This window comes from Streptococcus cristatus, assembly GCF_001588905.1.
Lineage (GTDB): Bacteria > Bacillota > Bacilli > Lactobacillales > Streptococcaceae > Streptococcus > Streptococcus cristatus_N.
Genome location: NZ_LAWH01000002.1, coordinates 26,094 through 51,899, shown reverse-complemented (window position 1 = coordinate 51,899; position 25,806 = coordinate 26,094). Strand labels below are relative to the sequence as shown.

26 protein-coding genes are annotated in these 25,806 nt (G+C 44.8%); 21 read left to right on the top strand and 5 right to left on the bottom strand.

Annotated features, from left to right (window positions below; genetic code table 11):
* Nucleotide 1: 1 nt before the first annotated feature.
* The 5 genes from purF to purH are packed head-to-tail and all read left to right on the top strand — an operon-like array spanning nt 2 to nt 5,410.
* Nucleotides 2–1,444 (top strand): amidophosphoribosyltransferase, encoded by a 1,443-nt coding sequence (purF, locus tag A0765_RS00405; protein ID WP_062004017.1) that lies wholly within the window; start codon nt 2–4, stop codon nt 1,442–1,444.
* 38 nt (nt 1,445–1,482) lie between these two features.
* Nucleotides 1,483–2,505, top strand: coding sequence for a phosphoribosylformylglycinamidine cyclo-ligase (gene purM, locus A0765_RS00400; RefSeq protein WP_062004015.1), 1,023 nt, complete (start codon nt 1,483–1,485; stop codon nt 2,503–2,505).
* Nucleotides 2,502–3,053 (top strand): phosphoribosylglycinamide formyltransferase, encoded by a 552-nt coding sequence (gene purN / locus A0765_RS00395; protein ID WP_062004013.1) that lies wholly within the window; start codon nt 2,502–2,504, stop codon nt 3,051–3,053. The genes purM and purN overlap by 4 nt, the downstream gene beginning before the upstream one ends.
* Before the next feature lie 60 nt (nt 3,054–3,113).
* A complete protein-coding gene (locus A0765_RS00390; RefSeq protein ID WP_062004011.1) occupies nt 3,114–3,821 on the top strand; it encodes a suppressor of fused domain protein in 708 nt (235 codons plus the stop codon).
* 41 nt (nt 3,822–3,862) lie between these two features.
* Nucleotides 3,863–5,410 (top strand): bifunctional phosphoribosylaminoimidazolecarboxamide formyltransferase/IMP cyclohydrolase, encoded by a 1,548-nt coding sequence (gene purH, locus A0765_RS00385; protein WP_062004010.1) that lies wholly within the window; start codon nt 3,863–3,865, stop codon nt 5,408–5,410.
* Nucleotides 5,411–5,528: 118 nt separating this feature from the next.
* Here the strand turns inward: purH and A0765_RS00380 are convergent, their stop codons facing one another.
* Nucleotides 5,529–5,828 carry a YbaB/EbfC family nucleoid-associated protein gene (locus A0765_RS00380; protein WP_045500544.1) on the bottom strand — a complete coding sequence of 100 codons (300 nt, stop codon included), beginning with the start codon at nt 5,826–5,828 and terminating at the stop codon, nt 5,529–5,531.
* Between the two features lie 169 nt (nt 5,829–5,997).
* Here A0765_RS00380 and A0765_RS00375 point away from each other — a divergent pair, with 169 nt between their 5' ends.
* Nucleotides 5,998–6,411, top strand: a complete 414-nt coding sequence (locus A0765_RS00375; RefSeq protein ID WP_062004008.1) for a hypothetical protein — start codon at nt 5,998–6,000, stop codon at nt 6,409–6,411.
* A 36-nt stretch (nt 6,412–6,447) separates the two neighbouring features.
* Here A0765_RS00375 and A0765_RS00370 read toward each other — a convergent pair whose 3' ends face one another.
* Nucleotides 6,448–8,739: a Xaa-Pro dipeptidyl-peptidase gene (locus A0765_RS00370; protein ID WP_062004005.1), complete on the bottom strand. Its 2,292-nt coding sequence runs from the start codon at nt 8,737–8,739 to the stop codon at nt 6,448–6,450.
* Nucleotides 8,740–8,841: 102 nt separating this feature from the next.
* On the opposite strand from A0765_RS00370, the gene gla reads away from it, so the two are divergent.
* The 11 genes from gla (at nt 8,842) to A0765_RS00315 (ending at nt 17,442) form a co-directional block, all read left to right on the top strand.
* Nucleotides 8,842–9,738: an aquaglyceroporin Gla gene (gla, locus tag A0765_RS00365; RefSeq protein WP_062003995.1), complete on the top strand. Its 897-nt coding sequence runs from the start codon at nt 8,842–8,844 to the stop codon at nt 9,736–9,738.
* A 192-nt stretch (nt 9,739–9,930) separates the two neighbouring features.
* Entirely contained in the window at nt 9,931–10,668 is a 738-nt protein-coding gene (locus A0765_RS00360; RefSeq protein WP_062003993.1) for a CppA N-terminal domain-containing protein, read from the top strand.
* Nucleotides 10,665–11,597, top strand: coding sequence for a serine hydrolase domain-containing protein (locus tag A0765_RS00355; protein WP_062003991.1), 933 nt, complete (start codon nt 10,665–10,667; stop codon nt 11,595–11,597). Before A0765_RS00360 ends, A0765_RS00355 begins: the two co-directional genes overlap by 4 nt.
* A gap of 179 nt (nt 11,598–11,776) precedes the next feature.
* The gene (gene mvk / locus A0765_RS00350; protein ID WP_062003990.1) at nt 11,777–12,655 is read left to right on the top strand and encodes a mevalonate kinase; all 879 of its coding nucleotides are present in this window, start codon (nt 11,777–11,779) and stop codon (nt 12,653–12,655) included.
* Nucleotides 12,637–13,584, top strand: coding sequence for a diphosphomevalonate decarboxylase (gene mvaD / locus A0765_RS00345; protein ID WP_062003988.1), 948 nt, complete (start codon nt 12,637–12,639; stop codon nt 13,582–13,584). Before mvk ends, mvaD begins: the two co-directional genes overlap by 19 nt.
* Nucleotides 13,574–14,593, top strand: a complete 1,020-nt coding sequence (locus tag A0765_RS00340; RefSeq protein WP_062003986.1) for a phosphomevalonate kinase — start codon at nt 13,574–13,576, stop codon at nt 14,591–14,593. The genes mvaD and A0765_RS00340 overlap by 11 nt, the downstream gene beginning before the upstream one ends.
* Nucleotides 14,577–15,581: a type 2 isopentenyl-diphosphate Delta-isomerase gene (gene fni, locus A0765_RS00335; protein WP_062003983.1), complete on the top strand. Its 1,005-nt coding sequence runs from the start codon at nt 14,577–14,579 to the stop codon at nt 15,579–15,581. Before A0765_RS00340 ends, fni begins: the two co-directional genes overlap by 17 nt.
* Nucleotides 15,582–15,758: 177 nt before the next feature.
* Nucleotides 15,759–16,049: a 30S ribosomal protein S6 gene (gene rpsF, locus A0765_RS00330; RefSeq protein ID WP_002896497.1), complete on the top strand. Its 291-nt coding sequence runs from the start codon at nt 15,759–15,761 to the stop codon at nt 16,047–16,049.
* A gap of 11 nt (nt 16,050–16,060) precedes the next feature.
* Nucleotides 16,061–16,555: a single-stranded DNA-binding protein gene (locus tag A0765_RS00325; RefSeq protein ID WP_062003981.1), complete on the top strand. Its 495-nt coding sequence runs from the start codon at nt 16,061–16,063 to the stop codon at nt 16,553–16,555.
* Nucleotides 16,556–16,595: 40 nt separating this feature from the next.
* Complete coding sequence (gene rpsR, locus A0765_RS00320; RefSeq protein WP_000068664.1) at nt 16,596–16,835, top strand: 30S ribosomal protein S18; 240 nt, start codon at nt 16,596–16,598, stop codon at nt 16,833–16,835.
* 97 nt (nt 16,836–16,932) lie between these two features.
* Complete coding sequence (locus tag A0765_RS00315; protein ID WP_062003979.1) at nt 16,933–17,442, top strand: GNAT family N-acetyltransferase; 510 nt, start codon at nt 16,933–16,935, stop codon at nt 17,440–17,442.
* A 32-nt stretch (nt 17,443–17,474) separates the two neighbouring features.
* On the opposite strand, the gene A0765_RS00310 is transcribed toward A0765_RS00315, so the two are convergent.
* Both A0765_RS00310 and A0765_RS00305 read right to left on the bottom strand, forming a co-directional pair.
* Nucleotides 17,475–18,149 carry a DUF1129 domain-containing protein gene (locus A0765_RS00310; RefSeq protein ID WP_062003977.1) on the bottom strand — a complete coding sequence of 225 codons (675 nt, stop codon included), beginning with the start codon at nt 18,147–18,149 and terminating at the stop codon, nt 17,475–17,477.
* Between the two features lie 18 nt (nt 18,150–18,167).
* Complete coding sequence (locus A0765_RS00305; protein ID WP_045500579.1) at nt 18,168–19,112, bottom strand: magnesium transporter CorA family protein; 945 nt, start codon at nt 19,110–19,112, stop codon at nt 18,168–18,170.
* Between the two features lie 122 nt (nt 19,113–19,234).
* Between A0765_RS00305 and uvrA the strand changes: the two genes are divergently transcribed.
* Entirely contained in the window at nt 19,235–22,060 is a 2,826-nt protein-coding gene (gene uvrA / locus A0765_RS00300) for an excinuclease ABC subunit UvrA (RefSeq protein WP_062003975.1), read from the top strand.
* 114 nt (nt 22,061–22,174) lie between these two features.
* Here the strand turns inward: uvrA and A0765_RS00295 are convergent, their stop codons facing one another.
* Nucleotides 22,175–22,630, bottom strand: coding sequence for a universal stress protein (locus tag A0765_RS00295; protein ID WP_061422220.1), 456 nt, complete (start codon nt 22,628–22,630; stop codon nt 22,175–22,177).
* Between the two features lie 257 nt (nt 22,631–22,887).
* Here A0765_RS00295 and A0765_RS00290 point away from each other — a divergent pair, with 257 nt between their 5' ends.
* The 3 genes from A0765_RS00290 to A0765_RS00280 all read left to right on the top strand — a co-directional run bounded on the left by A0765_RS00290 (nt 22,888) and on the right by A0765_RS00280 (nt 25,653).
* Nucleotides 22,888–24,102, top strand: a complete 1,215-nt coding sequence (locus tag A0765_RS00290; protein ID WP_062003973.1) for a pyridoxal phosphate-dependent aminotransferase — start codon at nt 22,888–22,890, stop codon at nt 24,100–24,102.
* Between the two features lie 205 nt (nt 24,103–24,307).
* Nucleotides 24,308–25,096: a GTP-sensing pleiotropic transcriptional regulator CodY gene (gene codY, locus A0765_RS00285; RefSeq protein ID WP_062003971.1), complete on the top strand. Its 789-nt coding sequence runs from the start codon at nt 24,308–24,310 to the stop codon at nt 25,094–25,096.
* Nucleotides 25,096–25,653 (top strand): cysteine hydrolase family protein, encoded by a 558-nt coding sequence (locus tag A0765_RS00280; protein ID WP_062003969.1) that lies wholly within the window; start codon nt 25,096–25,098, stop codon nt 25,651–25,653. Before codY ends, A0765_RS00280 begins: the two co-directional genes overlap by 1 nt.
* Nucleotides 25,654–25,806: the final 153 nt, after the last annotated feature.

Here is a 25,806-nt window from a genome sequence, read left to right as displayed (position 1 = left end):
AATGACATACGAAGTAAAATCTCTTAATGAAGAATGCGGTGTTTTCGGTATCTGGGGGCATCCAGATGCTGCTAAAATGACCTATTTTGGGCTCCACAGTCTTCAGCACCGTGGTCAGGAGGGTGCAGGAATCCTCTCCAATGACCAAGGACAACTAAAGCGCCATCGTGATATGGGGCTTTTATCAGAAGTGTTCAAAAATCCTACCAAATTGGACAAACTGACAGGAACTGCTGCCATCGGTCATGTGCGTTATGCGACCGCAGGAGAAGCTTCTGTAGATAATATACAGCCTTTCATTTTTCGCTTTCATGATATGCAGTTTGGTTTGGCCCATAATGGAAATCTGACCAACGCTGAATCGCTCAAAAAAGAATTGGAACAAAGAGGCGCTATTTTCAGCTCAACCTCTGATTCTGAAATCTTGGCTCATTTGATTCGTCGGAGTCACAATCCAAACTTGATGGGCAAAATCAAGGAGGCGCTCAGTCTTGTCAAAGGTGGCTTTGCTTATATCTTACTGTTTGAGGATAAGTTGATTGCGGCCCTTGACCCTAATGGTTTCCGTCCGCTTTCTATTGGGAAAATGACCAACGGAGCGGTGGTGGTTTCCTCCGAAACCTGTGCTTTTGAAGTTATTGGTGCTGAGTGGATTCGAGATTTGAAGCCTGGAGAGATTGTGGTCATTGATGATAAGGGCATCCAGTATGATAGCTATACAGATGATACACAGTTGGCGATTTGCTCTATGGAGTATATATATTTTGCCCGTCCTGACTCTAATATCCATGGTGTCAACGTCCATACAGCTCGCAAACGTATGGGGGCTCAATTGGCGCGTGAATTCAAGCATGAAGCAGATATCGTGGTTGGTGTGCCCAACTCCTCACTCAGCGCAGCCATGGGCTTTGCAGAAGAATCTGGTCTGCCAAATGAAATGGGTCTCATCAAGAATCAATACACCCAACGTACCTTTATCCAACCGACTCAAGAATTGCGGGAGCAAGGGGTGCGGATGAAATTGTCTGCTGTTTCGGGTGTTGTCAAAGGCAAACGTGTGGTCATGATTGATGATTCCATTGTTCGCGGGACGACCTCTCGCCGTATCGTTCAGCTTTTGAAAGAAGCAGGTGCGTCCGAGGTTCACGTTGCTATTGGCAGTCCTGCGCTAGCTTATCCATGCTTCTACGGTATTGATATCCAGACGCGTCAGGAGCTGATTGCTGCCAATCATACGGTCGAAGAAACATGCCAAATTATTGGTGCAGATAGCCTGACCTATCTTTCAATTGATGGCTTGATTAATTCTATCGGGATTGAAACAGATGCGCCGAACGGTGGCCTCTGTGTCGCTTACTTTGACGGCGACTACCCAACTCCTCTCTACGACTATGAGGAAGACTATCGTAGAAGTTTGGGGGATAAGACCAGTTTTTACAAATAGACGGATAAAGACTCTCCATGAAAGGAAAGGAAGAGAAGATGACAAATAAAAATGCTTATGCGCAATCTGGTGTAGATGTTGAAGCGGGTTATGAAGTTGTTGAGCGGATCAAAAAGCACGTGGCTCGCACGGAGCGTGCGGGTGTCATGGGAGCTCTTGGTGGTTTCGGTGGCATGTTTGACCTCTCAAAAACAGGTGTCAAAGAGCCGGTCTTGATCTCAGGGACTGATGGTGTCGGAACCAAGCTCATGCTGGCAATCAAGTATGACAAGCACGATACCATCGGGCAGGACTGTGTGGCCATGTGTGTTAATGACATCATCGCTGCAGGTGCGGAGCCTCTTTACTTCCTTGACTACGTCGCGACTGGCAAGAATGAACCAGCTAAACTAGAACAAGTCGTTGCTGGTGTGGCAGAAGGTTGTGTGAAGGCAGGCGCTGCCCTCATCGGTGGGGAAACGGCTGAAATGCCTGGTATGTATGGCGAAGATGACTACGATTTGGCTGGTTTTGCAGTCGGTGTGGCTGAAAAATCTCAAATCATTGACGGTTCAAAAGTGGCAGAAGGCGATGTTCTTCTCGGACTTGCCTCAAGTGGTATCCACTCAAATGGTTACTCACTCGTCCGTCGTGTCTTTGCCGACTACACAGGTGAGGAAGTTTTGCCAGAATTGGAAGGTAAGAAACTCAAGGAAGTCCTTCTGGAGCCAACTCGTATCTATGTCAAGGCTGTCTTGCCACTCATCAAGGAAGGTTTGGTTCATGGGATTGCCCACATCACAGGTGGTGGTTTTATTGAAAATGTCCCTCGTATGTTTGCAGCTGACTTGGCTGCTGAGATTGAGGAAAGCAAGGTTCCAGTCTTACCAATCTTCAAAGCCCTTGAAAAATACGGTGAAATCAGGCATGAAGAAATGTTTGAAATCTTCAATATGGGTGTGGGACTCATGCTGGCAGTTAGCCCTGAAAATGTAGGTCGAGTTAAGGAATTGCTGAATGAACCAGTCTATGAAATCGGTCGCATCGTCAAGAAAGAAAACGAAAGTGTCATCATCAAATGAACAAAATAGCGGTTTTTGCCTCTGGTAATGGCTCAAACTTTCAGGTGATTGCCGAAGAATTTCCGGTGGAGTTTGTCTTTTCAGACCATCGTGACGCCTATGTGCTGGAGCGGGCAGAAAAGCTCGGCGTCCTGTCCTATGCTTTTGAACTCAAGGAGTTTGAGAGCAAGGCAGACTATGAAGCAGCTCTTGTTGAGCTTTTGGAAGAGCACCAGATTGACTTGGTTTGCCTAGCAGGCTACATGAAAATTGTTGGGCCTAGCTTACTGGCAGCTTATGAAGGTCGAATCATCAACATTCATCCTGCCTATTTGCCAGAGTTTCCAGGAGCTCATGGCATTGAGGATGCTTGGAATGCAGGTGTTGAGCAGTCTGGTGTTACCATTCACTGGGTGGACTCGGGTGTGGATACAGGCAAGATTATCAAACAAGTCCGTGTGCCACGGCTGGCTGATGATACGATTGATAGTTTTGAAGCCCGGATTCATGAAGCGGAGTACAAGTTGTATACAGAGGTGTTAGATAGTTTGGGAGTTGCACGAAAATAAGAAGGAAATCATAGACGATTTTGCGGCAAGGATTAAAAGTCATCTGCTAAGGAGAAATTTATGGGTTTGTTTGATTTTTTTAAGAAAAAACCTTCTAGCGAAGAGACGCCGACTAAAGATAAGGACAAGATTGTTATTAAAGTTGAAAATACAGATGATAGCGTTCCAGGATGGGAAGCGATTGATGCAGAATTTAATCGTTTATACCCTGATCAGCCCAGTCCTCTTCATTATGGAACAGTTATCAAGTATATGCTAGGCGGTCCAGATCCACTTGATGGCATCAGTGTTTACGATGCAGGAGATTTTTGGCATTTTGTGAGTTATGGTTTATCAGAATTATATACCAAAGAAAGCGAAGATCTTGAATACAGTGGTTATGGGATTGAATTAACCTTTAAGTTAAAGAAATCAAATAATGACGAAGAAGAAATTAAAAATGGCTGTGGTTTGCTACAGTATGTGGCAAGATATATTTTTAAAACGGGTAAAGTGGTTTTGCCAGAAGAATACATCTATACCAAGCAAACGGTAGGAATTGATGCCCAACAGAAATCTAATTTGACAGGATTCTTGACTGCTGCTGATGATTTAGCTAAGCCTCTAGATACTCCACATGGAAAAGTGGAATTTGTAACCTTAATTGGTGCAACAGACGCCGAACTGCGAAGTATTTATGAAAGTGAAACAAGTAAGCTGGAGGTTAGGAAATTGTTGCAAGGACTTGGAGATCAGCTTACAGACTATGATCGCCAGTCTTTGGTTTAAATGATGTGAAAGCACTTCTTGATACAATGAAAGGAAATAACATGATTAAACGCGCCTTAATTAGCGTCTCAGACAAAGCGGGCATTGTTGAATTTGCCCAAGAACTCAAAAAACTTGCTTGGGATATTATCTCAACAGGTGGGACAAAGGTTGCCCTTGATAATGCTGGAGTGGAGACCATTGCAATCGATGATGTGACTGGTTTTCCAGAAATGATGGACGGTCGCGTCAAGACCCTCCATCCAAATATCCATGGTGGGCTCCTTGCTCGTCGTGACTTGGATAGTCACCTAGAAGCAGCCAAGAACAATAAGATTGAGCTCATCGACCTTGTGGTGGTCAACCTCTATCCTTTCAAGGAAACGATTCTCAAACCAGATGTGACGTACGCTGATGCAGTTGAAAACATCGATATCGGCGGGCCATCTATGCTTCGTTCAGCAGCTAAAAATCATGCTAGCGTTACGGTTGTGGTAGATCCTGCTGACTATGCTGTGGTGCTTGACGAATTGTCAGCAAACGGCGAAACAAGTTATGAAACTCGCCAACGTTTGGCAGCCAAGGTTTTCCGTCACACAGCAGCTTATGACGCCTTGATTGCAGAGTATTTCACAGCTCAAGTCGGAGAAAGCAAGCCAGAAAAACTGACCTTGACTTATGACCTCAAACAAGCTATGCGTTATGGGGAAAATCCTCAACAGGATGCGGATTTCTATCAAAAAGCTTTGCCGACTGACTACTCAATTGCATCAGCGAAACAGCTCAACGGTAAGGAATTGTCCTTCAACAATATCCGCGATGCGGATGCCGCTATCCGTATCATCCGTGACTTCAAAGACCGTCCAACCGTTGTGGCTTTGAAACACATGAACCCGTGTGGAATCGGTCAAGCAGATGACATCGAGACTGCTTGGGACTATGCTTATGAGTCTGACCCGGTGTCTATCTTTGGTGGAATTGTCGTCCTTAACCGTGAGGTGGACACTGCGACAGCTGAGAAGATGCACGGCGTTTTCCTTGAAATCATCATCGCACCGAGCTATACAGATGAAGCGCTAGCCATTTTGACCAACAAAAAGAAAAACTTGCGTATCCTTGCCTTGCCATTTGATGCTCAAGATGCTAGTGAAGTAGAGGCAGAATACACAGGCGTGGTTGGTGGACTTCTCGTGCAAAACCAAGACGTGGTCAAAGAGAGCCCAGCTGACTGGCAAGTGGTGACCAAACGTCAACCAACCGAGACAGAGGCGACTGCCCTTGAGTTCGCTTGGAAAGCCATCAAGTACGTGAAATCAAACGGTATCATTGTGACCAACGACCACATGACACTTGGTGTTGGACCGGGTCAAACCAACCGTGTGGCCTCTGTTCGTATTGCCATTGAACAAGCCAAAGACCGCCTTGACGGCGCTGTTCTTGCTTCTGATGCCTTCTTCCCATTTGCCGATAACGTGGAAGAAATTGCCAAAGCAGGTATCAAGGCCATCATCCAGCCGGGTGGCTCTGTCCGTGACCAAGAATCTATCGAAGCAGCGGACAAATATGGTTTGACCATGGTCTTCACAGGCGTGAGACATTTTAGACATTAAGAAGATGTATATTGGAGAAAATGCTTAGATCTTTTCTCCAATTTTTTGCGCAAAAAAACTCCCAAAAGGATGAGCAGTTCATCTTTTGGGAGTTGATTTTTAAAATGACTTAACAGAATTAGAAAGAAAGTCCACTTTGGAAAGCGCTGAGTTTTTGTTTAGCTACTTCGTTGATTTGATCGATAGCAGCATTGATAGCTTGGCTAGTCAAATCAGACAGAGTTTCTGTATCTTCTGGGTCTACGATAGCAGGTTGAAAGTCAATTTTGACAACCTTTTTATCACCAGTAAGAGTTGCTACAACTAAATCTTGGCTAGATTTTCCAACAAATTCAGTTGCGGCTAATTCTGCTTGAGCAATGTCCATTTCTTTTTTAAGTTTTTGGGCCTGCTTCATCATGTTTTGCATATTCATCATAAGATTTTCTTTCCTTTCTCTCGCAAGGGCTGAGCCCCTTAGTAATCTTCACTCTTCAATTATATCATTTTTTGGAAAAGTGGCAAGAAGAACATTTCTAGAAGGTTTGACAAAGATTTAGCGTTTATAGTAGAATGGTCATGAATCTATATCCCAAGGAGAAGATAACTTGAAAAATAAGAAGATAAAAGCTTTGCTGTTGGTAGTGCTCTCATCCCTCTTCATCCTAATCGGCTGTAGTGGTAGCCCTAAAATTCAGGGGAAATGGAATGTTCAGGATGTTAGAGGAGAACAAACAACCATTGAAATAAAGGAGAAAACCATCATTATCAACGAAGAAGAGTATAAATATACTCAAAATGCTGTTGGTTTTAAAAATGGGGTGAGTTATTATGGCCTGACTCGGAAAGATAATGGCAAATTATTTTCTATCGTCTTTCCTGAGAAAGATAAAAATGTTGCTATTATGCTAATTCCTGATTCAGACGATGATTATCTCACAGGCAGTATGCTCTTTGCTATGAACCGCAAGGAAAAGCCAGATTATAAAAAATATGCAGAAAAATATTTCAATCTACAATAAAAGAAAAAGGCGCTGAATTTCAGCGTCTTTTAGGTTTTATGAAAGTGATGCCATGGTTGGCAAGTCTATACTAGATTGCTCTAGATCTACCGTCAGCTCATAGTCTGTCTTATCACGGACGGTGTGCTCAAAGTCAGTGGTGTAGAGGACGAGGCGCAGTTGGTCGCCTTTTTTCATCTTGTAGATAGTTGGTTGCAGTTCAAAGCTACATTCCATCCATTGGTCAGGAGTGACTTCTTCTACCGTCAGCAAATCTGTCCGATTTTGCAGGTTGAGGAATCCTTTGGTGATGACACGGTGTGGCGTTTCAGCAAAAGGCAACTCAACTAGATTGTCCAGCATATAGTAGCGGCCGTTGTCCATGACTCTAGGTTCAATAGGCGTAGGAATTGGTGTGAGGCGCTTAGCTGGTCCAAAGTCCAGTAGCTGGGCGGAAATCAGCCCCTTGTCCGTGCTGGATTTGAGGCGCAGTTTGAGCTGGGTGGCTCCGTTGAGGAAGAGGTCGTCTTCCAAAGTCCAATCCAGAGTAATCTGGTTGACCTTGCCGTCAAAGAGTTCGTTTTTAAAGCTTTGGTAGTTTTTAGCAAAACGATTGTAATCTTCTTCTGAATATTGGTTTTGAATCTCTTGAAAGCCTTTACCTAGATGGAAATGAGCGTAGTTTTTTTGTCCACCAAAGTCTTCCAGAGTTAGCCAATTTTGAGCTTGGCTGTTGTCCTGCCAGATGACTTGCGGCAGTTCGAAGTCTGAGGCATGGCCTAGCAGTTTCTTGCTGAGGAGGGCATTCATGGCTTCGCGGAAGTCGATGGACTGCCAGTTGTTCATGTAAACATGGGCACCGTTATGGAAAAAGAGGTGCTTTTTGATGTAAGCTGGCAGAGCTCGGAACATATTATAAACATGGAGGGGCTTGACATTCCAGTCCTGAGAACCATGTGTGAAGACGACTTCGGCCTTGACCTTATCTGTATGAAGCAGATAGTTGCGGTCATGCCAAAATTGATTGTAATCTCCAGTTTGCCTGTCTAGGTCTTTGCGCTGTTGCTCCAGGCTTTGCTGATAAGCATCATTATGACGCAGGTAGTCACCAGCCCTCAGGTTGCGGGAGTAGGTCAGTTCGGTCAGGGATTCAAAGTCCTCTCCTGGGTAACCTCCGGGACTTGTGACGAGGCCATTTTCGCGGTAGTAGTTGTACCAAGAAGAAATCCCAGCTTCTGCGATAATGACTTCCAACCCATCTACGCCAGTCGTAGCCAGTCCGTTGGACATGGTGCCCAGATAGGAGATGCCGGTCGTAGCGACTTTTCCGTTGGACCAAGTAGCCTTGATTTCCCGTTGGCGAGTGTGGTCGGTGAAGGCTCGGCAGCGGCCGTTGAGCCAGTCAATAACGTTCTTATAGGCCTCAATCTGCTGGTAGTCACCGCTGGTCATCAGGCCTTGAGAATCTTTGGTTCCCACGCCAGACACATAGAGATTGGCAAAACCGCGGGGTAGCAAGTAGTCGTTGAGCGTGTAGGTGCCGATATGACCTAATTTTTCCTCAGCTTCAGAGACTTCTTGAGCTGGAGCTGGCGAATTCAACTGGAGCAATTTAAGCTCGGGATCTTGTACTGTGATGTGATGAGGTTCTTTCCTTGCTAGGTCCACATTCATATTGTGGAGAGCCTTGTCGCTGGCAGGGTCGTTGGTTCCCTGATGATAAGGAGAAGCGGTCATGACGGCGGGGATTTGCCCTTGGTAGCGAGGACGGATAATGCTAACCTTTACTAAATCTGGCAGGCCGTCTACATCAGTATCAACTCGGCTTTCCACATAAACCACCTCACGGATGGCATCGTGGCTGGAAAAGGTTGCCAAGCTCTTGCCGTTGAAGTAGTGGTGGGTATTGTCCTCAGGAATCAAACCCTCGCTGACTAGCTTATCAACCAGCAGATTGCCGTTTTTTGTTCGAGTGTTGAGCAACTGATAGAGGTTTTCTAGCAGATCGCCGTAAACGATAGGGAAGTTGCTTTCTGTACGGAATTTCTCAAGATCGGTGAAATCAACAAAAGGTACAAAGTCCAAGAGCTGAAAGGCAGTCATATAGAAGGTCTCAGCTGTCAGTTCGCGGTCTGACTTGAAGAAGGTCAACAGGTCAGTTTCGCTATCAGCTGCCCAAGCTCGAAGCAAGTAGTCGGTATCCTGATAGAGAAAGAAACAGCGTCGTAGAAAGTTTTGGAGATTGTATTTGTCAGAAAGGTGCGGCTCATAGATGAAGCCCAACTCGGCTAATTCTTGGCGCATAGTGTCTGGATTTGTCTTGCTATAACTATACTGATTGAATCGCATATTTTTCCCTCTTTTTCTGGTTTTTATTTAAAATGACCTTTACATTATCCATTATACTTGATAAAATATAGATTGTCTAAAAAATTTTAAAGGAGAAATTAGATGGATTTCAGTTGGGCTATTAAATATGCCACGGAATTTTTAGGAACAGCTATCCTTATTATTTTGGGGAATGGTGCTGTTGCCAATGTTGAATTAAAAGGAACTAAAGGTCATCAAAGTGGCTGGTTGGTCATTGCTGTTGGTTACGGTATGGGGGTTATGATTCCAGCTTTGATGTTTGGAAATACCTCAGGTAACCACATCAACCCTGCCTTCACTTTAGCACTTGCGATTAGTGGTTACTTCCCATGGGGACATGTAGCACCTTACATTCTTGCTCAAGTTTTGGGTGCTATCTTCGGACAGGCTTTGGTCGTAGCGACACACCGCCCTTACTACTTGAAAACAGAAAATCCAAATAATATCTTGGGTACTTTCTCAACCATTTCAAGTCTAGATCACGGAACACCTGAATCTCGTAAAGCAGCAACAATTAATGGCTTTATCAATGAGTTTGTTGGTTCCTTTGTTCTTTTCTTTGCAGCGATGGGCATGACTAAACTTCACTTCGGTGCGGAATTGAAGGTTCTTATCGAGAAGAATGTACAACAACAAGCTCTTCAAGCAGCTCAAGCAGGCCAAAAAGTAGCAGAATCAGATGTTCAAAGTCTTATTCACAATACATTTGCACAAGCAACAAATGGTTCATCTGCTGTCGCTCACTTGGCGCTTGGTTTCCTTGTCATGGCTTTGGTAACTTCACTTGGAGGTCCTACTGGACCAGGTCTTAACCCAGCCCGTGACCTCGGACCTCGTATCTTGCACTTTATCTTGCCAAAATCAATCCTTGGTGAACACAAGGGTGATTCAAAATGGTGGTATTCTTGGGTACCGGTTGTGGCACCAATTGCGGCTGGTATTGCAGCAGTAGCTTTGTTTAAAGCGATTTACGGATAATATTTATCAAAAGACTGAGAGAAATCTCGGTCTTTTTTTGTTGGTTTCTGACTAGTAGAAAAATGCGATTTGCTTTATATTTTTGGTCTGTTAGATTAGGATAGTGGAAATGTTCTGAAAATTGTTGGTTTGCGCATAATTTCTTGTCAAAAAAATGAAAATTTATTACAATAAAATAGTTTGGAGGAAGTTATGAGTGTGAATCATGTTGCAAGAATTGTTCCAGTAATAAAAGTAAATAATCGGAACCTAAATCAAGATTTCTATAGCAAAACGCTAGGGATGAAATCCCTATTAGAAGAAGGAGCCCAGTTGTCTTTGGGCGATCAAACCAAAACAGAAAGATTGATCTTAGAAGAATCTCCAAGCATGCGCTCTCGTCGAGTAAAAGGGGCAAAGAAATTGGCTCGCTTAGTGATCAAGGTGGCACAAGCGTCAGAAATTGAGGCTTTGTTGGCTCGAGGGATTGAAGTTGACAGTTTATATCGTGGGGAAAAAGGTTATGCATTTGAAGCGACTTCCCCGGAAGGTGATCATATCTTACTCCATGCGGAAGAGAATCTGAGTAGCTTACAACCAGTCCAAGAAACTCCTGCATTTGAAGGGCAGGACGATTTTATCGGCTTGAGTCAATTTGATGTGGAAAAGATTGAGCTTCGTGTCCCAGATTTACAGGTTGTCAAGGCTTTCTATCAGCCAGTGAGCAATGTCTTGGATTTCCTAGATGTGCAGGAAGCCCAAGGACAAGATTTGACGGCTGATAATACGAAAACTTGGGATTTGGCTATGCTCAAATGTTTGGTGACGGACTTTGATGTGGAAAAATTGTCATCGATTTTTGCGACACAGGAATTTTTTGTACCTAAATCTAAAAAATTCTTGGTCAGCCAAGATCAAAGTAATATTGAACTATGGTTTGAGCAACTATGACCCAGCGGATTTTAGAAAAGATAAATCAGCAGCTTGCTGCGGGGCTTTATCCTGGGGCTAGTTTGTCTCTTTATCGTGATGGACACTGGCAGAGTTTTTATCTTGGCTTAGCAGACCCAGCCAATCAATCAGTAACGCGAGCCGGTTTGGTTTATGATCTGGCCAGCGTTAGTAAGGTGGTTGGTGTAGGGACCTTGGTAGCATTTTTGTTTCAGACTGGTGACTTGGATATCGATGCTCCTTTGCGACTATATTATCCTGCCTTTTATGATGATCGGGTGACCCTGCGCCAGCTGTTGACCCATACCTCTGGGCTCGATCCCTTTATTCCCAATCGAGATAGGCTCGATGCTCAAGAATTAAAGGTGGCTCTTAATAGCTTGATGGTGCTGGATGACAAAACCTTCCATTATACAGATGTTAATTTTCTCCTGCTGGGCTTTATGCTGGAGGAGCTGTACGGGGAAGCTTTGGACCGCTTATTTGAAGACAAGATTTTTAAGCCGTGGGCGATGCAGGACACTAGCTTTGGACCAGTAGCTTCTGCGGTGCCGACTGTTCGTGGTGTTGAAGCAGGGCTGGTTCATGATCCCAAAGCGCGTGTATTAGGCCATCATGCCGGTAGTGCAGGGCTTTTTTCAAGGCTTGAGGATTTGCAGATTTTTTTAGAGCATTATTTGCAGGATGAGTTTGCAGAGAAATTGAGCCAAAACTTTGCTCTAGAGCCGGGCAAGACACGCAGTCTAGCTTGGAATTTGGAAGGGGAATGGCTGGATCATACTGGCTATACAGGGACTTTTATCATGTATAATCGAGCAGACCAGAAAGCTGCAATCTTTCTGTCCAATCGCACCTATGAAAAGGATGAGCGTGCCCAGTGGATTTTAGACCGCAATGAACTGATGGATTTAATAAGGAAAGAGTGGTAGCATCCTCCTTACCGAAGTTAAAGGTCAGTCGCTGATGTTGAAATAGGATAGAACTCCGGCACTTGCTTGGAGTTTTTGACTGCTTGACGTGACTTTGTCAGTTAAGATGGGAAAAGATCGCTTTTTTTCCAAAAGTATATTAAAATATAGAAGATAGAAGGAAGAAATAGAGAGAAAATATGACAAAAGAGAAGGGTGTCGGCAAGGCACATAGCAAGATTATTCTGATGGGGGAGCATTCGGTGGTCTATGGCTATCCAGCCTTGGCTTTGCCTCTCAATAATATCGAAGTGACTTGTCAGGTATTTCCTTCTGAGAAGCCTTGGACTCTCTATGAGGAAGATACCTTGTCCATGGCTGTTTTTGCCTGTCTGGAGCACTTGGGGAAGCAAGGTGCTCAGATTCGTTGCCAGGTGAATTCCATGGTGCCAGAAAAGCGGGGCATGGGTTCGTCTGCGGCTGTCAGTATTGCAGCCATTCGTGCAGTTTTTGACTACTTCGAAGAAGCCTTAGATCATGAGACACTGGAAATTCTGGCCAATCGAGCAGAGATGATTGCCCATATGAATCCAAGCGGTCTGGATGCCAAGACCTGTCTTAGTGATGTAGCCATCAAATTTATCCGCAATGTCGGATTTTCAGAGATTGAGTTAGATTTGGGCGCTCATCTGCTGATTGCGGATACGGGTATTCACGGACACACGCGGGAAGCCATCAAAAAGGTGGAAAGCTTGGGTCAGGAGGCTCTGCCCCTCTTACAGGAGCTGGGAAATCTGACAAAAATCGTTGAGAAGGCGATCCATCTAAAGGATTTGCTAACCATGGGACAGGCCATGACCAAGGCTCACGGCAAACTAGCCCAGTTGGGAGTTTCCTGCCAGCTATCTGATGACTTGGTCGAGCTAGCACTTGAAAATGGAGCTCTCGGAGCCAAAATGAGCGGCGGTGGCCTAGGCGGCTGCGTGATTGTGCTAATAAAAGAAAAGAAAGAGGCGGAAGTCCTAGCCCGCCTCCTGAGAGAGAAAGGAGCCAGCAATATATGGATAGAAAGCCTGTAAGTGTCAAGTCTTACGCCAATATTGCTATTATCAAGTATTGGGGTAAGGCGGATGCCGAGCGGATGATTCCTGCTACCAGCAGTATTTCCTTAACTTTAGAGAATATGTACACCCAAACCCAGTTAAGTCCGCTTTCGGCTGAGGCTGCTGGCGATGAATTTTATATCGATGGGCAATTGCAAAGCCCAGAAGAACATGCAAAGGTCAGTCAGATTATTGATCGCTTTCGCACGGAGCCAAGTGACTGGGTGCGGATTGATACCAGTAACAATATGCCGACAGCAGCAGGTTTATCCTCTAGTTCCAGCGGTTTATCTGCTCTGGTCAAGGCTTGTGATGCTTATTTTGAAACTCATTACAATACTGAGGAGCTGGCTCAGTTGGCCAAGTTTGCTTCAGGTTCGTCAGCCCGCTCCTTCTTTGGTCCTTTGGCAGCATGGGACAAGGATAGCGGAGCGATTTATCCTGTGCAAACCGATCTTAAGCTAGCTATGATTATGTTGGTGCTTCATGATGAGAAAAAGCCGATTTCTAGTCGACTTGGCATGCAGCTCTGTGCCGAAACGTCCAAAAATTTTCAGGCTTGGATTGACCAGTCAGCTCAGGACTATCAGGATATGCTGGTCTACCTAAAGGATAATGATTTTGAGAAAGTTGGGCTGTTGACCGAGGAGAATGCCCTGCGGATGCATGCAACGACCGAGACAGCTACGCCTCCATTTACTTATCTGACGGTGGAAAGCTATGCTGCAATGGACTTTGTTCGCCAGCTCCGAGGCCAGGGGCATCCTTGCTATTTCACGATGGACGCTGGTCCTAATGTCAAGGTTCTCTGCCTTGAAGAGGACTTGGAAGACTTGGTGCCCCTCTTTGAGAATCAGTACCGTTTGATTGTCTCCAAAACGAAGGAATTGCCTGATGGAAACTAAGATGCAAGTCCAGACCTGCGGAAAGCTCTATCTAGCCGGGGAATATGCTGTCCTAAGTCCTGGTCATGCGGCTTTGATTAAGAATATTTCCATCTATATGCGGGCAGAGATTGAGGCGGCGGACAGCTATGAGCTGGATTCGGATCTTTTTAGCCATAAAGCCAGTCTAGCACCAGATGCGGATTATGCCTTGATTCAGGAGACCATTCAGCTGATGAACGACTATCTCAGCTTGCTGCAACATCCATCGCGCCCTTTTGCTTTGACTATCAGGGGAAAAATGGAGAAAGACGGGCGAAAGTTTGGGCTGGGTTCTAGCGGAAGCGTTGTTGTCCTGACGATCAAGGCGATGGCTGCCTTTTATCAACTGGAACTAAGCTCTGACCTCCTTTTTAGACTAGCTTCAGCAGTGCTTCTCAAGCGGGGGGATAATGGCTCCATGGGTGATTTGGCCTGCATTGCTTATGAACAACTGGTTTATTATCGTTCTTTTGATCGGATGACAATCCGCCAGCGATTGGTCGAAACAAATCTGTTAGAAATTCTAGAGCAAGATTGGGGCTATGAAATCAAACCAATTCAGCCTAGTTTGGGCTGTGATTTCTTAGTTGGTTGGACGAGAGAACCGGCTATTTCGAGTGACCTTGTCAAGCAGGTTAAGTCGAGTTTAAACGAGGACTTCTTGACTCAAACCCAGCTTCAGGTGGACGGTCTGAAAGAAGCTTTTTTGTCGGCTGATAAGACAGCTGTAAAAAATAGTTTATTGACTGTCAGTCAGTTATTAGACAGGCTCAGTCCGCTGATTTACACGGAGAAATTACAGGACTTAAGAGAGGCGAGTCAGGGCTTAGATTGTGTCGCTAAAAGCAGTGGGGCTGGCGGTGGAGACTGTGGTTTCGCTTTGTCTTTTGCTACCGAAGATAGCCAAACCTTGATCCAACGCTGGCAAGAAGCTGGTCTGGAATTGCTCTACCAAGAAAGGATAGGTGCTCATGAGCCAAAGTCGTAAAGATGATCATATCAACTACGCCCTAGAACAGCCCCTTGGCTACAATAGCTTTGATGATATAGAATTGATCCATCGTTCTTTGCCAACCTATGATTTGGACGAGATTGACTTATCCACTCATTTCGCTGGACGTGGCTGGGATTTTCCCTTTTATATCAATGCCATGACAGGTGGAAGTCCAAAAGGGCGAGAAATCAATGAAAAACTAGCTAAAGTAGCCGAAGCCTGCGGCATCCTCTTTGTGACAGGTTCCTACAGTGCTGCTCTGAAAAATCCAGATGATGATTCTTATGCTGTGGCAAAGGATAAGCCTAATCTACTCTTGGCCAGCAATATCGGACTTGACAAACCAGTAGCAGCAGGCTTGCAGGCGGTGTCGGATTTGAAACCTTTGTTTCTCCAGCTACATGTCAATGTCATGCAAGAATTGCTAATGCCTGAGGGAGAGCGGACTTTCAGAACTTGGAAGCAGCATCTGGAAGCCTATGGAAAAGATTTTCCAGTCCCCCTTGTCCTCAAGGAAGTAGGCTTTGGCATGGATTGGAAAACGATTGAGGAAGCTCAGGCACTAGGGATTTCAACCTTTGATATTTCTGGTCGTGGTGGAACGAGCTTTGCCTATATTGAAAATCGGCGGAGCGGTCAGCGAGACTATCTTAACGGTTGGGGACAGACCACAGCTCAAGCCTTACTGGCAGCGCAAGACTGGGTGGACAAGGTGGAGTTGCTGGCAAGCGGTGGCATTCGCCATCCTCTAGACATGGTTAAAGCCTTGGTCCTTGGTGCTAAAGCAGTCGGCCTTTCTCGGACTATGTTAGACTTGGTCGAAAAACACTCAGTCGAAGAGGTCATTGCTATTGTAAATGGCTGGAAAGAAGATTTACGGCTGCTGATGTGTGCCCTATCCTGTCGCAACCTTCAAGAATTAACATCCGTCCCCTATCTGCTCTATGGTCGATTAAAAGAAGGAGCCGAGCAGGTGCAATAAATCACCAGCTTATGTGCTTTGTCTAGTTGATAAAATGCTTTAGCAAATCATTCAAGGAAAAGCGAAAATTATTCTTGCTATTTGTTGGAAAATCTAGTATAATTATTATTTGTGAGTGAACCTCACTTACCCCTTGCAGCGACTTGGGGTCATTAGACCAAAAGGAGGAACATATCAATGGCAAAATACGAAATTCTTTATATTATTCGTCCAAACATTGAAGAAGAAGCTAAAAACGCTTTGGTAGCACGCTTTGACTCTATCTTGACTGACAACGGTGCAACTGTTGTTGAATCAAAAGACTGGGAAAAACGTCGTCTTGCATACGAAATCCAAGATTTCCGTGAAGGACTTTACCACATCGTTAACGTTGAAGCAAACGACGATGCAGCTCTTAAAGAGTTTGACCGTCTTTCAAAAATCAACGCTGACATTCTTCGTCACATGATCGTCAAACTTGACGCTTAAGAAGGTAAATTATGATTAATAACGTTGTACTTGTGGGACGTATGACCCGTGATGCTGAACTTCGCTATACACCGCAAAACCAAGCGGTCGCAACCTTTACTCTGGCTGTTAATCGCAACTTTAAAAATCAAAGTGGTGAGCGTGAAGCGGACTTTATCAATGTTGTTATCTGGCGTCAGCAGGCAGAAAATCTTGCTAATTGGGCCAAAAAAGGCGCTCTAATCGGAATTACTGGTCGCATTCAGACTCGTAACTATGACAATCAGCAAGGCCAGCGTGTCTATGTCACAGAAGTCGTTGCAGACAACTTCCAGCTTCTGGAAAGTCGTGCAAGCCGTGAAGGGCAACCTTCAGGTGGCTTTGGTGGCGGTGGCTTCGGTGGAAATTCTGCACCAAGCTATGGTAATGCTGACTCATTCAACCAAGTACCGAACTTTTCTCGTGAAGAAAGCCCTTTTGGAAATTCAAATCCAATGGATATCTCAGACGATGATTTACCATTCTAATAATGGACAAAACTAGAACTATAATATAAAGGAGAATAACATGGCTCAACAACGTCGTGGCGGATTCAAACGCCGTAAAAAAGTTGATTACATCGCAGCAAACAAGATTGAATATGTTGATTACAAAGATACTGAGCTTCTTAGCCGTTTCGTTTCAGAACGTGGGAAAATCCTTCCTCGTCGTGTAACAGGAACTTCAGCTAAAAACCAACGTAAAGTAACAACAGCTATCAAACGCGCTCGCGTAATGGCTTTGATGCCTTTCGTAAATGAAGACTAATATGAATCCCTGCTTCTAGCAGGGATTTTTGCTGTCTTGATGATAGGAAGGGACAGTGCTATAATAGGAGCAACTATCGAGATATGGGAGGTTTGCCATGACAGAAGAACTAGCCATCAGAAAGATGCTTTTTGAGGATATTGAAGGCTTATCGAATGCTTTTATCCAGCAAGGCTGGCCTGGTCGGAGAGAGATTTTAAAAAACTACTTTCTGGAGCAAGAGGAGGGTGAGCGCCAAGTTTTGGTGGCGGTTGTTGGGGAATTTTTGGCTGGCTACATTACAGTCATCCCATTGGCAAAGCATGGGCCTTTTGCTGGTCTTTATCCTGAGTTAACGGATTTTAATGTTTTTGAAAGTTTCCAAAAGCGAGGAATTGGGACAGCTTTATTGGACAAAGCTGAGCAAGCAGCGCAGCATTATTCAGATGTGGTTAGCTTGGGAGTTGGCCTGCATAAAGGCTATGGTCCAGCACAACGACTATATGCAGGTCGCGGTTATATGCCAGATGGGTCAGGAGTTTGGTTTCAAAATCAGCCACTCACGCCCTATGTTTCGTGCGAGAATAACGACGACTTGGTCTTATACTTTTCAAAAAGTGCAAAATAAAAGAGGTTGCAAAACCTCTTTTTCTATGCTGCTTAATATTTCGCTGGTCCCATAGTCGCACTCTTGATATTGAAGCGCTTCTTGAGGTAGAAACGGAGTGCTAGGGTGATCCCTCCGATGATGGCAACGACAATGTTTGACAAATGTGGGTTGAGAGAATCGGGCAGTAGGCTAGAACCAATGATTGAAAGGGTCCAAAGACCAATGGCTACTAGCATGATAAGGATAGATTTGAGTAGATGTGGACGCTGGCTACGGTCAGTGTCTGGTCCGTAAAAACGGTAAACGAAATGATAGAGGGCGTAGAAAGCGAGACCGCCGACAATACTTCCAAAGACAAGTGTCGTCATGCCGTAAACAGACGGTCGAGAAGATGCCAAATTAACGATGGAAGTCAGAACGGTGAAGAAACCGAAAATGAAGAGGACGGAATCCAGCATCATCCATTTTGGATCATCGTTTTGTTTTGGATGCTCGGCGTCATAGCGCTCCTTAGCAGTGAGAGAAGAGGCCCAGTAAGTTGGTGCACCGTAGAGAGCACGGGCAGGAATGCCCTTGGCTTGATTTTCTAAAATGTTTGGAATGATTTCCTCTAAGATTGCCTTCACTTCTTCATCGGATTTGCCATCTTTGAGGAGTTGGTGAGTGGCGATGTGGAGAAATTCCTTGTTTTTCTTAGTTAGTTTGTCTGATACTACTTGTGACATGTGAGTCCTTTCTGCTGGTTAGAATAATTTTTTATGGAAGAGGTAGAGGGTCAGAGAGCCACTCAGAGCAAAGGCGATAAACATGATAATCCAGAAGGCATGTGGCTCGCCATTTAGAGGTAGTTCATTATCTTTGAAGTTCATCCCATAGGCTGAGAAGAGCATGGTCGGGATGGACATAACAACGGTTACCAAAGCCAGTGTCTTCATGACATTATTCTGGTTGTTGGAAATAATGGAAGCAAAAGTATCTGTCATGCTGTGAAGGATGTTTCCGTAAATATCAGCCATCTCGATGGCCTGCTGGGTCTCAATCAGGGTGTCTTCCAGCAAATCTTCATCTTCCAAGTATTTCTTGATATTGCTGGTAGAGCTGGTTAGTTTTTTAATTACGCGTTCATTGGTTTTGAGGGAGGCTTTAAAATAGACGATGGTCTTTTCCAGCTCCATGAGCTCAATCAGTTCTTCATTTCGAGTTGATTGGTGCAGCTGGCTTTCAATCTGCTCACTCTTGCGGTCAATGGAACGAAGGGCTGTCAGATACAGCTCGGCATTGCGGTAAAGAATCTGAAAGATAAAACGTGACCGCATAAAGGTATAAAAGTTACGCAAGCGACGGTGGATAAAGATATCCAGCAGGGGCAGCTTTTCCAAACAGGTCGTGATGATAGCTTCTTCTGTAATGATAATACCAAGCGGGATCGTGACATAGTAAGTCTGGTTATTCCGCTCCTCAGTGATGGGTACGTCTACGATGATCAGTGTGTACTCATCCTCGATGGTGACCCGAGACATTTCCTCGGCATCGAGGGGGGCTCGTAGGTCGGCTATGTCAATGCCAAAGGCGTTTGCGATTTCTAAAGATTCATTTTGGGAAGGATTTACCATATTTATCCAAGTTCCCGATTCAAGTGTATCAATCTCCTTGAACTCGGTTGTTGTTGATAAAAATACTTGCTTCATATCTCCTCCTAGAATCGTTTATAAGCACCGTCTTATTATACTACAAATTCTAGTCTTTTGGGAAAAAGTTTGCAGAAAAATTTGCTATAATAGAAGAAGTTTAAAGGTAAAGTGTGGAATAGATGCAAGATAAAATTGTGATTCATGGAGCGCGAGCTCATAATTTAAAAAATATTGATGTAGAAATACCCCGAGACAAGCTGGTCGTGGTGACTGGCCTGTCTGGTTCAGGTAAGTCTAGTCTGGCTTTTGATACCCTCTATGCAGAAGGGCAGCGCCGCTATGTGGAGAGTCTGTCGGCCTATGCTCGTCAGTTTTTGGGCAATATGGAAAAGCCGGATGTGGACTCGATTGATGGTCTTAGCCCGGCTATTTCCATTGACCAGAAGACGACCAGTAAAAATCCGCGCTCAACAGTGGGAACTGCCACTGAAATCAATGATTACCTGCGCTTGCTCTATGCGCGTGTTGGAACGCCCTACTGTGTCAATGGACATGGAGCGATTAAGGCCTCGTCTGTTGAGCAGATTGTCGACAAGATTCTGGAATTGCCAGAGCGTCAGCGATTACAGATTTTAGCGCCAGTCATTCGCAAGAAAAAGGGACAGCATAAGACCGTTTTTGACAAGATTCAGAAAGACGGCTATGTCCGGGTGCGCGTGGATGGGGATGTCTACGATGTAACAGAAGTGCCAGAGCTTTCTAAGAGCAAGCAGCATGATATTGAAGTCGTGGTAGACAGAATTGTCATCAAGGAAGGAGTGCGCAGCCGCCTCTTTGACTCGGTCGAAGCAGCTCTGCGGATTGCTGAGGGCTATGTGGTGATTGATACTATGGATGGTCAAGAACTGCTCTTTTCTGAGCACTATGCCTGTCCAGTTTGTGGCTTTACGGTGCCAGAGCTAGAGCCACGCCTCTTTTCTTTCAATGCGCCTTTTGGCTCCTGTCCAGATTGTGATGGTCTGGGAGTTAAGCTGAAAGTGGATCTAGATGTGGTCGTGCCAGATTCTAGCAAGACTTTGCGCGAAGGAGCGCTAGCGCCTTGGAATCCCATCTCTTCCAACTACTATCCGCAGATGCTGGAGCAGGCTATGGCAGCCTTTGGCATTGATATGGACAAGCCTTTTGAGGAGCTGACTGAGGAAGAAAAGCAGTTGATTTTCTTTGGCTCAGATGGACGGGAGTTCCATTTCCACTATGAAAATGAGTTTGGCGGTGTGCGCGATATTGATATTCCTTTTGAGGGGGTTGTCACCAATATCAACCGTCGCTACCATGAAACCAATAGTGATTTTACTCGGACACAGATGCGGACATATATGAATGAGCTGACTTGTGCGGCTTGTCACGGTTATCGACTTAGTCCTCAGGCTCTGTCTGTCAAGGTTAGTGGCGAAGACGGCTTGCATATCGGTGAGATTTCAGACTTGTCCATTGCAGATCACTTGCTTCAGTTGGACAAGCTTAGCTTGACTGACAATGAAGCTACTATTGCGCGGCCGATTCTTAAGGAAATTCATGACCGGCTAACCTTCCTTAATAACGTCGGTCTTAATTACCTGACCCTGTCTCGCTCGGCTGGAACCTTATCAGGCGGTGAGAGTCAGCGGATTCGCTTGGCGACTCAGATTGGTTCTAATCTAAGTGGCGTTCTCTATATCCTGGACGAGCCCTCTATTGGCTTGCACCAGCGTGACAATGACCGCCTAATTGCCAGCCTCAAGAAGATGCGCGACCTGGGCAATACTTTAATCGTGGTTGAGCATGATGAGGACACCATGCGGGAGGCTGACTGGCTGATTGATGTGGGACCAGGAGCCGGTGTTTTCGGCGGTGAAATCGTCGCAGCCGGCACTCCTGCACAAGTGGCTAAGAATAAGAAGTCTATTACTGGCCAATACTTGTCAGGTAAGCGCGAGATCCCCGTACCATTGGACCGCCGTGTCGGCACTGGTCGCTTTATCGAAGTGACTGGTGCTCAGGAAAATAACCTGCAGAATATCTCAGCTAAATTCCCCTTGGGCAAATTCATTGCTGTGACGGGAGTTTCTGGCTCTGGCAAGTCAACGCTGGTCAACTCTATCCTTAAAAAGGCTATTGCCCAAAAACTTAACCGTAATTCTGCTAAACCAGGTAAGTTCAAGAAAATCAGTGGTATTGAGCATGTGGACCGCTTGATTGATATTGACCAAAGCCCGATTGGCCGGACGCCGCGCTCTAATCCGGCTACCTATACTGGAGTCTTTGACGATATTCGCGATCTGTTTGCCAAGACCAATGAAGCCAAGATTCGCGGCTACAAGAAAGGTCGTTTCAGCTTTAATGTCAAGGGCGGCCGCTGTGAGGCTTGCTCGGGTGATGGAATTATCAAGATTGAGATGCACTTCCTGCCTGACGTCTATGTGGCCTGCGAGGTCTGCCACGGTACTCGCTATAATAGCGAGACTCTAGAAGTTCACTACAAGGAGAAGAATATTGCCCAGGTTCTGGACATGACAGTCAATGATGCGGTGGAATTCTTCCAGCATATTCCCAAGATTGCCCGCAAACTTCAGACGATTAAGGATGTGGGACTAGGCTACGTGACTCTGGGGCAGCCAGCCACAACCTTGTCAGGTGGTGAAGCCCAGCGGATGAAGCTGGCCAGCGAGCTTCACAAGCGCTCGACTGGCAAGTCCTTCTATATCTTGGATGAGCCTACCACAGGGCTTCATACAGAGGATATTGCTCGCTTGCTTAAAGTCTTGGCTCGTTTTGTTGACGATGGCAATACAGTCCTCGTCATTGAGCACAATTTGGACGTTATCAAGACAGCTGATCATATCATCGACCTAGGTCCAGAAGGCGGTGTCGGTGGTGGTACGATTATTGCGACGGGGACACCAGAAGAAGTTGCAGCCAACTCAGCCAGCTATACAGGTCAGTATTTGAAAGGTAAGCTGAAATAAGATTTTTATTGTTCTAAAACACAAATCCCTCACTAGGCTAACCTAATGAGGGATTTTAACTTACAGTTATGAGGGAAGTGGGGCACAGCTATCGCAGCTGCCTACTCGAGACTTTTAGAATGTTTTCTCTTTGTCACGAACGACCAGTAAGTCCACTTTCGCGTGGCGAAGGATATACTCAGATGATGAGCCGACTAGGAGGCGTTCAAAGGCATTGAGACCAGTAGCTCCGACCATAATCAAGTCAACCTTGTGTTCGTCGGGAATGTCAGTCGCAAGGAGGGTTTTGGGATTACCCAATTCAATGACGATATCAACGTATTTGACCCCTGCTTTTTGCGCCTTTTCCTTGTATTCTGTCATCAACTTTTGTGCTTCTTCTTGGAGGTCTTCGTAGACCTCAGCGTCAAAGGTTGAGACGCTTTGGAGAGCCCGTGTATCAATCACATGAGCAATCGTCAGGCGAGAAGCATTTCTCAGTGCTACATTAACACCTTTTTCAAAAGCGAGTTCTGCTTCGCGAGAGCCGTCAACAGCGACCATGATATTTTCATATTTTTGTTGAGTCATAAAGCTACCTCCATCTTTTGTCGAATACTAGATTCGAGTTTCTTATATCTTCACTTATATTGTAAACCTTTTCAGAAAAAAAGTAAAGCTGCAAATGAAATTCAGAAATCAAGTGAAATTATCATGATGGACAAGTGTATTTTCCTAAGTTAGAAGCTTTATTTTAGTTGAAAGGAGCTTTCTTAGATTCTTCCTAATTGTCAATCTTTTTTTCTGATGGTATAATAAAATCATTCAGATGAATTGAGGAAAATAGGATGAAAGAATTTAATAAGTCCAGTAAACTGGAGCATGTAGCCTATGATATTCGTGGACCAGTTTTGGAAGAAGCGATGCGAATGCGGGCTAATGGAGAAAAAATTCTCCGTCTCAACACAGGAAATCCAGCTGAATTTGGCTTTACCGCACCAGACGAGGTCATTCATGATTTGATTATGAATGCGCGTGATAGTGAGGGTTACTCTGATTCTAAGGGGATTTTCTCAGCCCGTAAGGCCATTATGCAGTATTGCCAGCTCAGAAATTTCCCTAATGTTGATATCGATGATATTTATCTTGGAAATGGAGTCAGCGAGCTGATTGTTATGTCTATGCAGGGACTCTTGGATGATGGGGATGAGGTCTTAGTACCGATGCCGGACTATCCGCTCTGGACGGCTGCAGTTAGTCTGGCTGGTGGGAATGCGGTTCATTATGTCTGTGATGAGCAGGCAGAATGGTATCCAGATATTGACGACATCAAGTCAAAAATCACCTCTAATACTAAAGCTATCATTATTATCAACCCAAACAATCCAACGGGGGCACTTTATCCTAAGGAACTTTTGCTAGAGATCGTAGAAATTGCTCGCCAGAACAATCTTATCATCTTTGCGGATGAAATTTATGACCGCATGGTGATGGATGGACATGTGCATACGCCTGTGGCAAGCTTGGCACCTGATGTTTTCTGTGTCAGCATGAATGGTCTATCAAAATCTCACCGTATCGCTGGTTTTCGTGTAGGATGGATGGTGCTATCTGGTCCTAAGCATCATGTTAAAGGCTATATCGAAGGCCTCAATATGCTGTCTAATATGCGCTTGTGCTCTAACGTCTTGGCTCAGCAGGTTGTGCAAACATCGCTTGGAGGTCACCAGTCGGTGGATGAATTGCTTTTGCCTGGTGGCCGTATCTATGAACAAAGAAACTTCATTTACAATGCCATTCAAGATATTCCAGGTTTGTCTGCAGTCAAACCTAAGGCGGGTCTTTACATCTTCCCGAAAATTGATCGAGAAATGTACCGTATCGATGATGATGAGCAGTTTGTCTTGGATTTCCTCAAGCAGGAAAAAGTCCTTCTTGTCCATGGACGAGGCTTTAACTGGAAGGATCCAGATCATTTCCGAATCGTTTATCTGCCTCGGGTAGATGAGCTAGCTCAGATCCAAGAAAAAATGACGCGCTTCCTACGCCAATACCGCAGATAAGCATAATTATAAGTCATAAACCGTTTAAAACAAATTAGTCTTAGAATTGTTTTAAATGGTTTTTTTGATGGAGTGATTTTTTCGCTACAATTCTGAATCTTTCAGAATTGTAGCGAATTTTTTTTCAATACACAATTTTCAGATAATTATTGAAAATCTCGGTCGATTATGGTACAATCAAGGGGACTAAATACGAGGTAAATGTATGGCAAAACTATTAGAAAAAACAAGGAAGATTACTTCTATCTTGAAACGTTCAGAAGAGCAACTTCAGGAGGAACTTCCTTACAATGCGATCACTCGCCAGCTTGCTGATATTATTCATTGCAATGCCTGCATCATCAACAGCAAGGGCCGTCTCTTGGGCTATTTCATGCGCTACAAGACAAATAATGATCGTGTAGAAGCCTTTTTCCAAGACAAGACTTTCCCAAAAGAATATGTCCAAGAAGCAAACATGGTGTATGAGACGGAGGCTAATCTGCCTGTAACTCACGATTTGACGATTTTCCCAGTGGAAACCAAGGATGAATTTCCAGATGGTTTGACTACTATCGCACCGATTCATGTTTCAGGAATCCGCTTGGGCTCGCTGATTATCTGGCGCAATGACAAGGAATTTTTGGATGACGATTTGATTTTGGTCGAGATTGCCAGCACAGTGGTCGGTATCCAGCTGCTTAACTTCCAGCGTGAAGAGGACGAGAAGAACATCCGTCGCCGGACAGCTGTGACCATGGCAGTCAATACTTTGTCTTACTCAGAGCTAAGAGCCGTTTCAGCTATTCTGGGCGAGCTCAATGGCAATGAAGGGCAACTGACGGCTTCTGTCATTGCTGACCGCATCGGGATTACTCGTTCAGTCATTGTCAATGCTTTGCGTAAGCTGGAAAGTGCGGGGATTATTGAAAGCCGCTCGCTGGGGATGAAGGGAACTTATTTGAAAGTTCTTATTTCGGATGTCTTTGATGAAATTAAAAAGAGGGACTACTAATGGCTAAAGCACTGATTTCCATTGATTATACAGTTGATTTTGTCGCAGATGAGGGCAAGTTGACAGCAGGAGCGCCAGCGCAGGCAATTTCTGAAGCCATTGCTCAAGTGACGGAGGCAGCTTTTGACCGAGGAGATTATATCTTCTTTACTATTGATGCCCATGATGAAAATGACGCCTTTCATCCTGAGAGCAAGCTGTTTCCACCTCATAATATCAAAGGGACCAGTGGTCGTAATCTTTATGGTCCTTTGGCTGATTTTTATGACAAGCATCAAGCAGACTCTCGGGTCTTTTGGATGGATAAGCGTCATTATTCTGCTTTTTCTGGTACGGATTTAGATATTCGATTGCGGGAAAGAAAGGTAGATACGGTCATTTTTACTGGAGTCTTGACGGATATTTGCGTCTTGCATACAGCGATTGATGCCTATAATCTTGGTTACCAGATTCAGGTGGTAGAGCCGGCAGTGGCTTCTCTGTCAGAGGAAAATCACAAATTTGCCTTAAACCACTTGCAAAATGTCCTGGGTTCGACTATAATAGATACAATTTAAGAGTAAAAGAGAAGCAGAGTAGGCTTGCTGACTTGCACAGAGAGTACTGATAGCTGAGAGCAGTACCAAGAAAGCAAAAACCGAAGAACATGCTTCGTAATCTTTTGTGTGATTAAGCACAAACGTCGCTCACGTTACGAGCTCAGAGGCTGC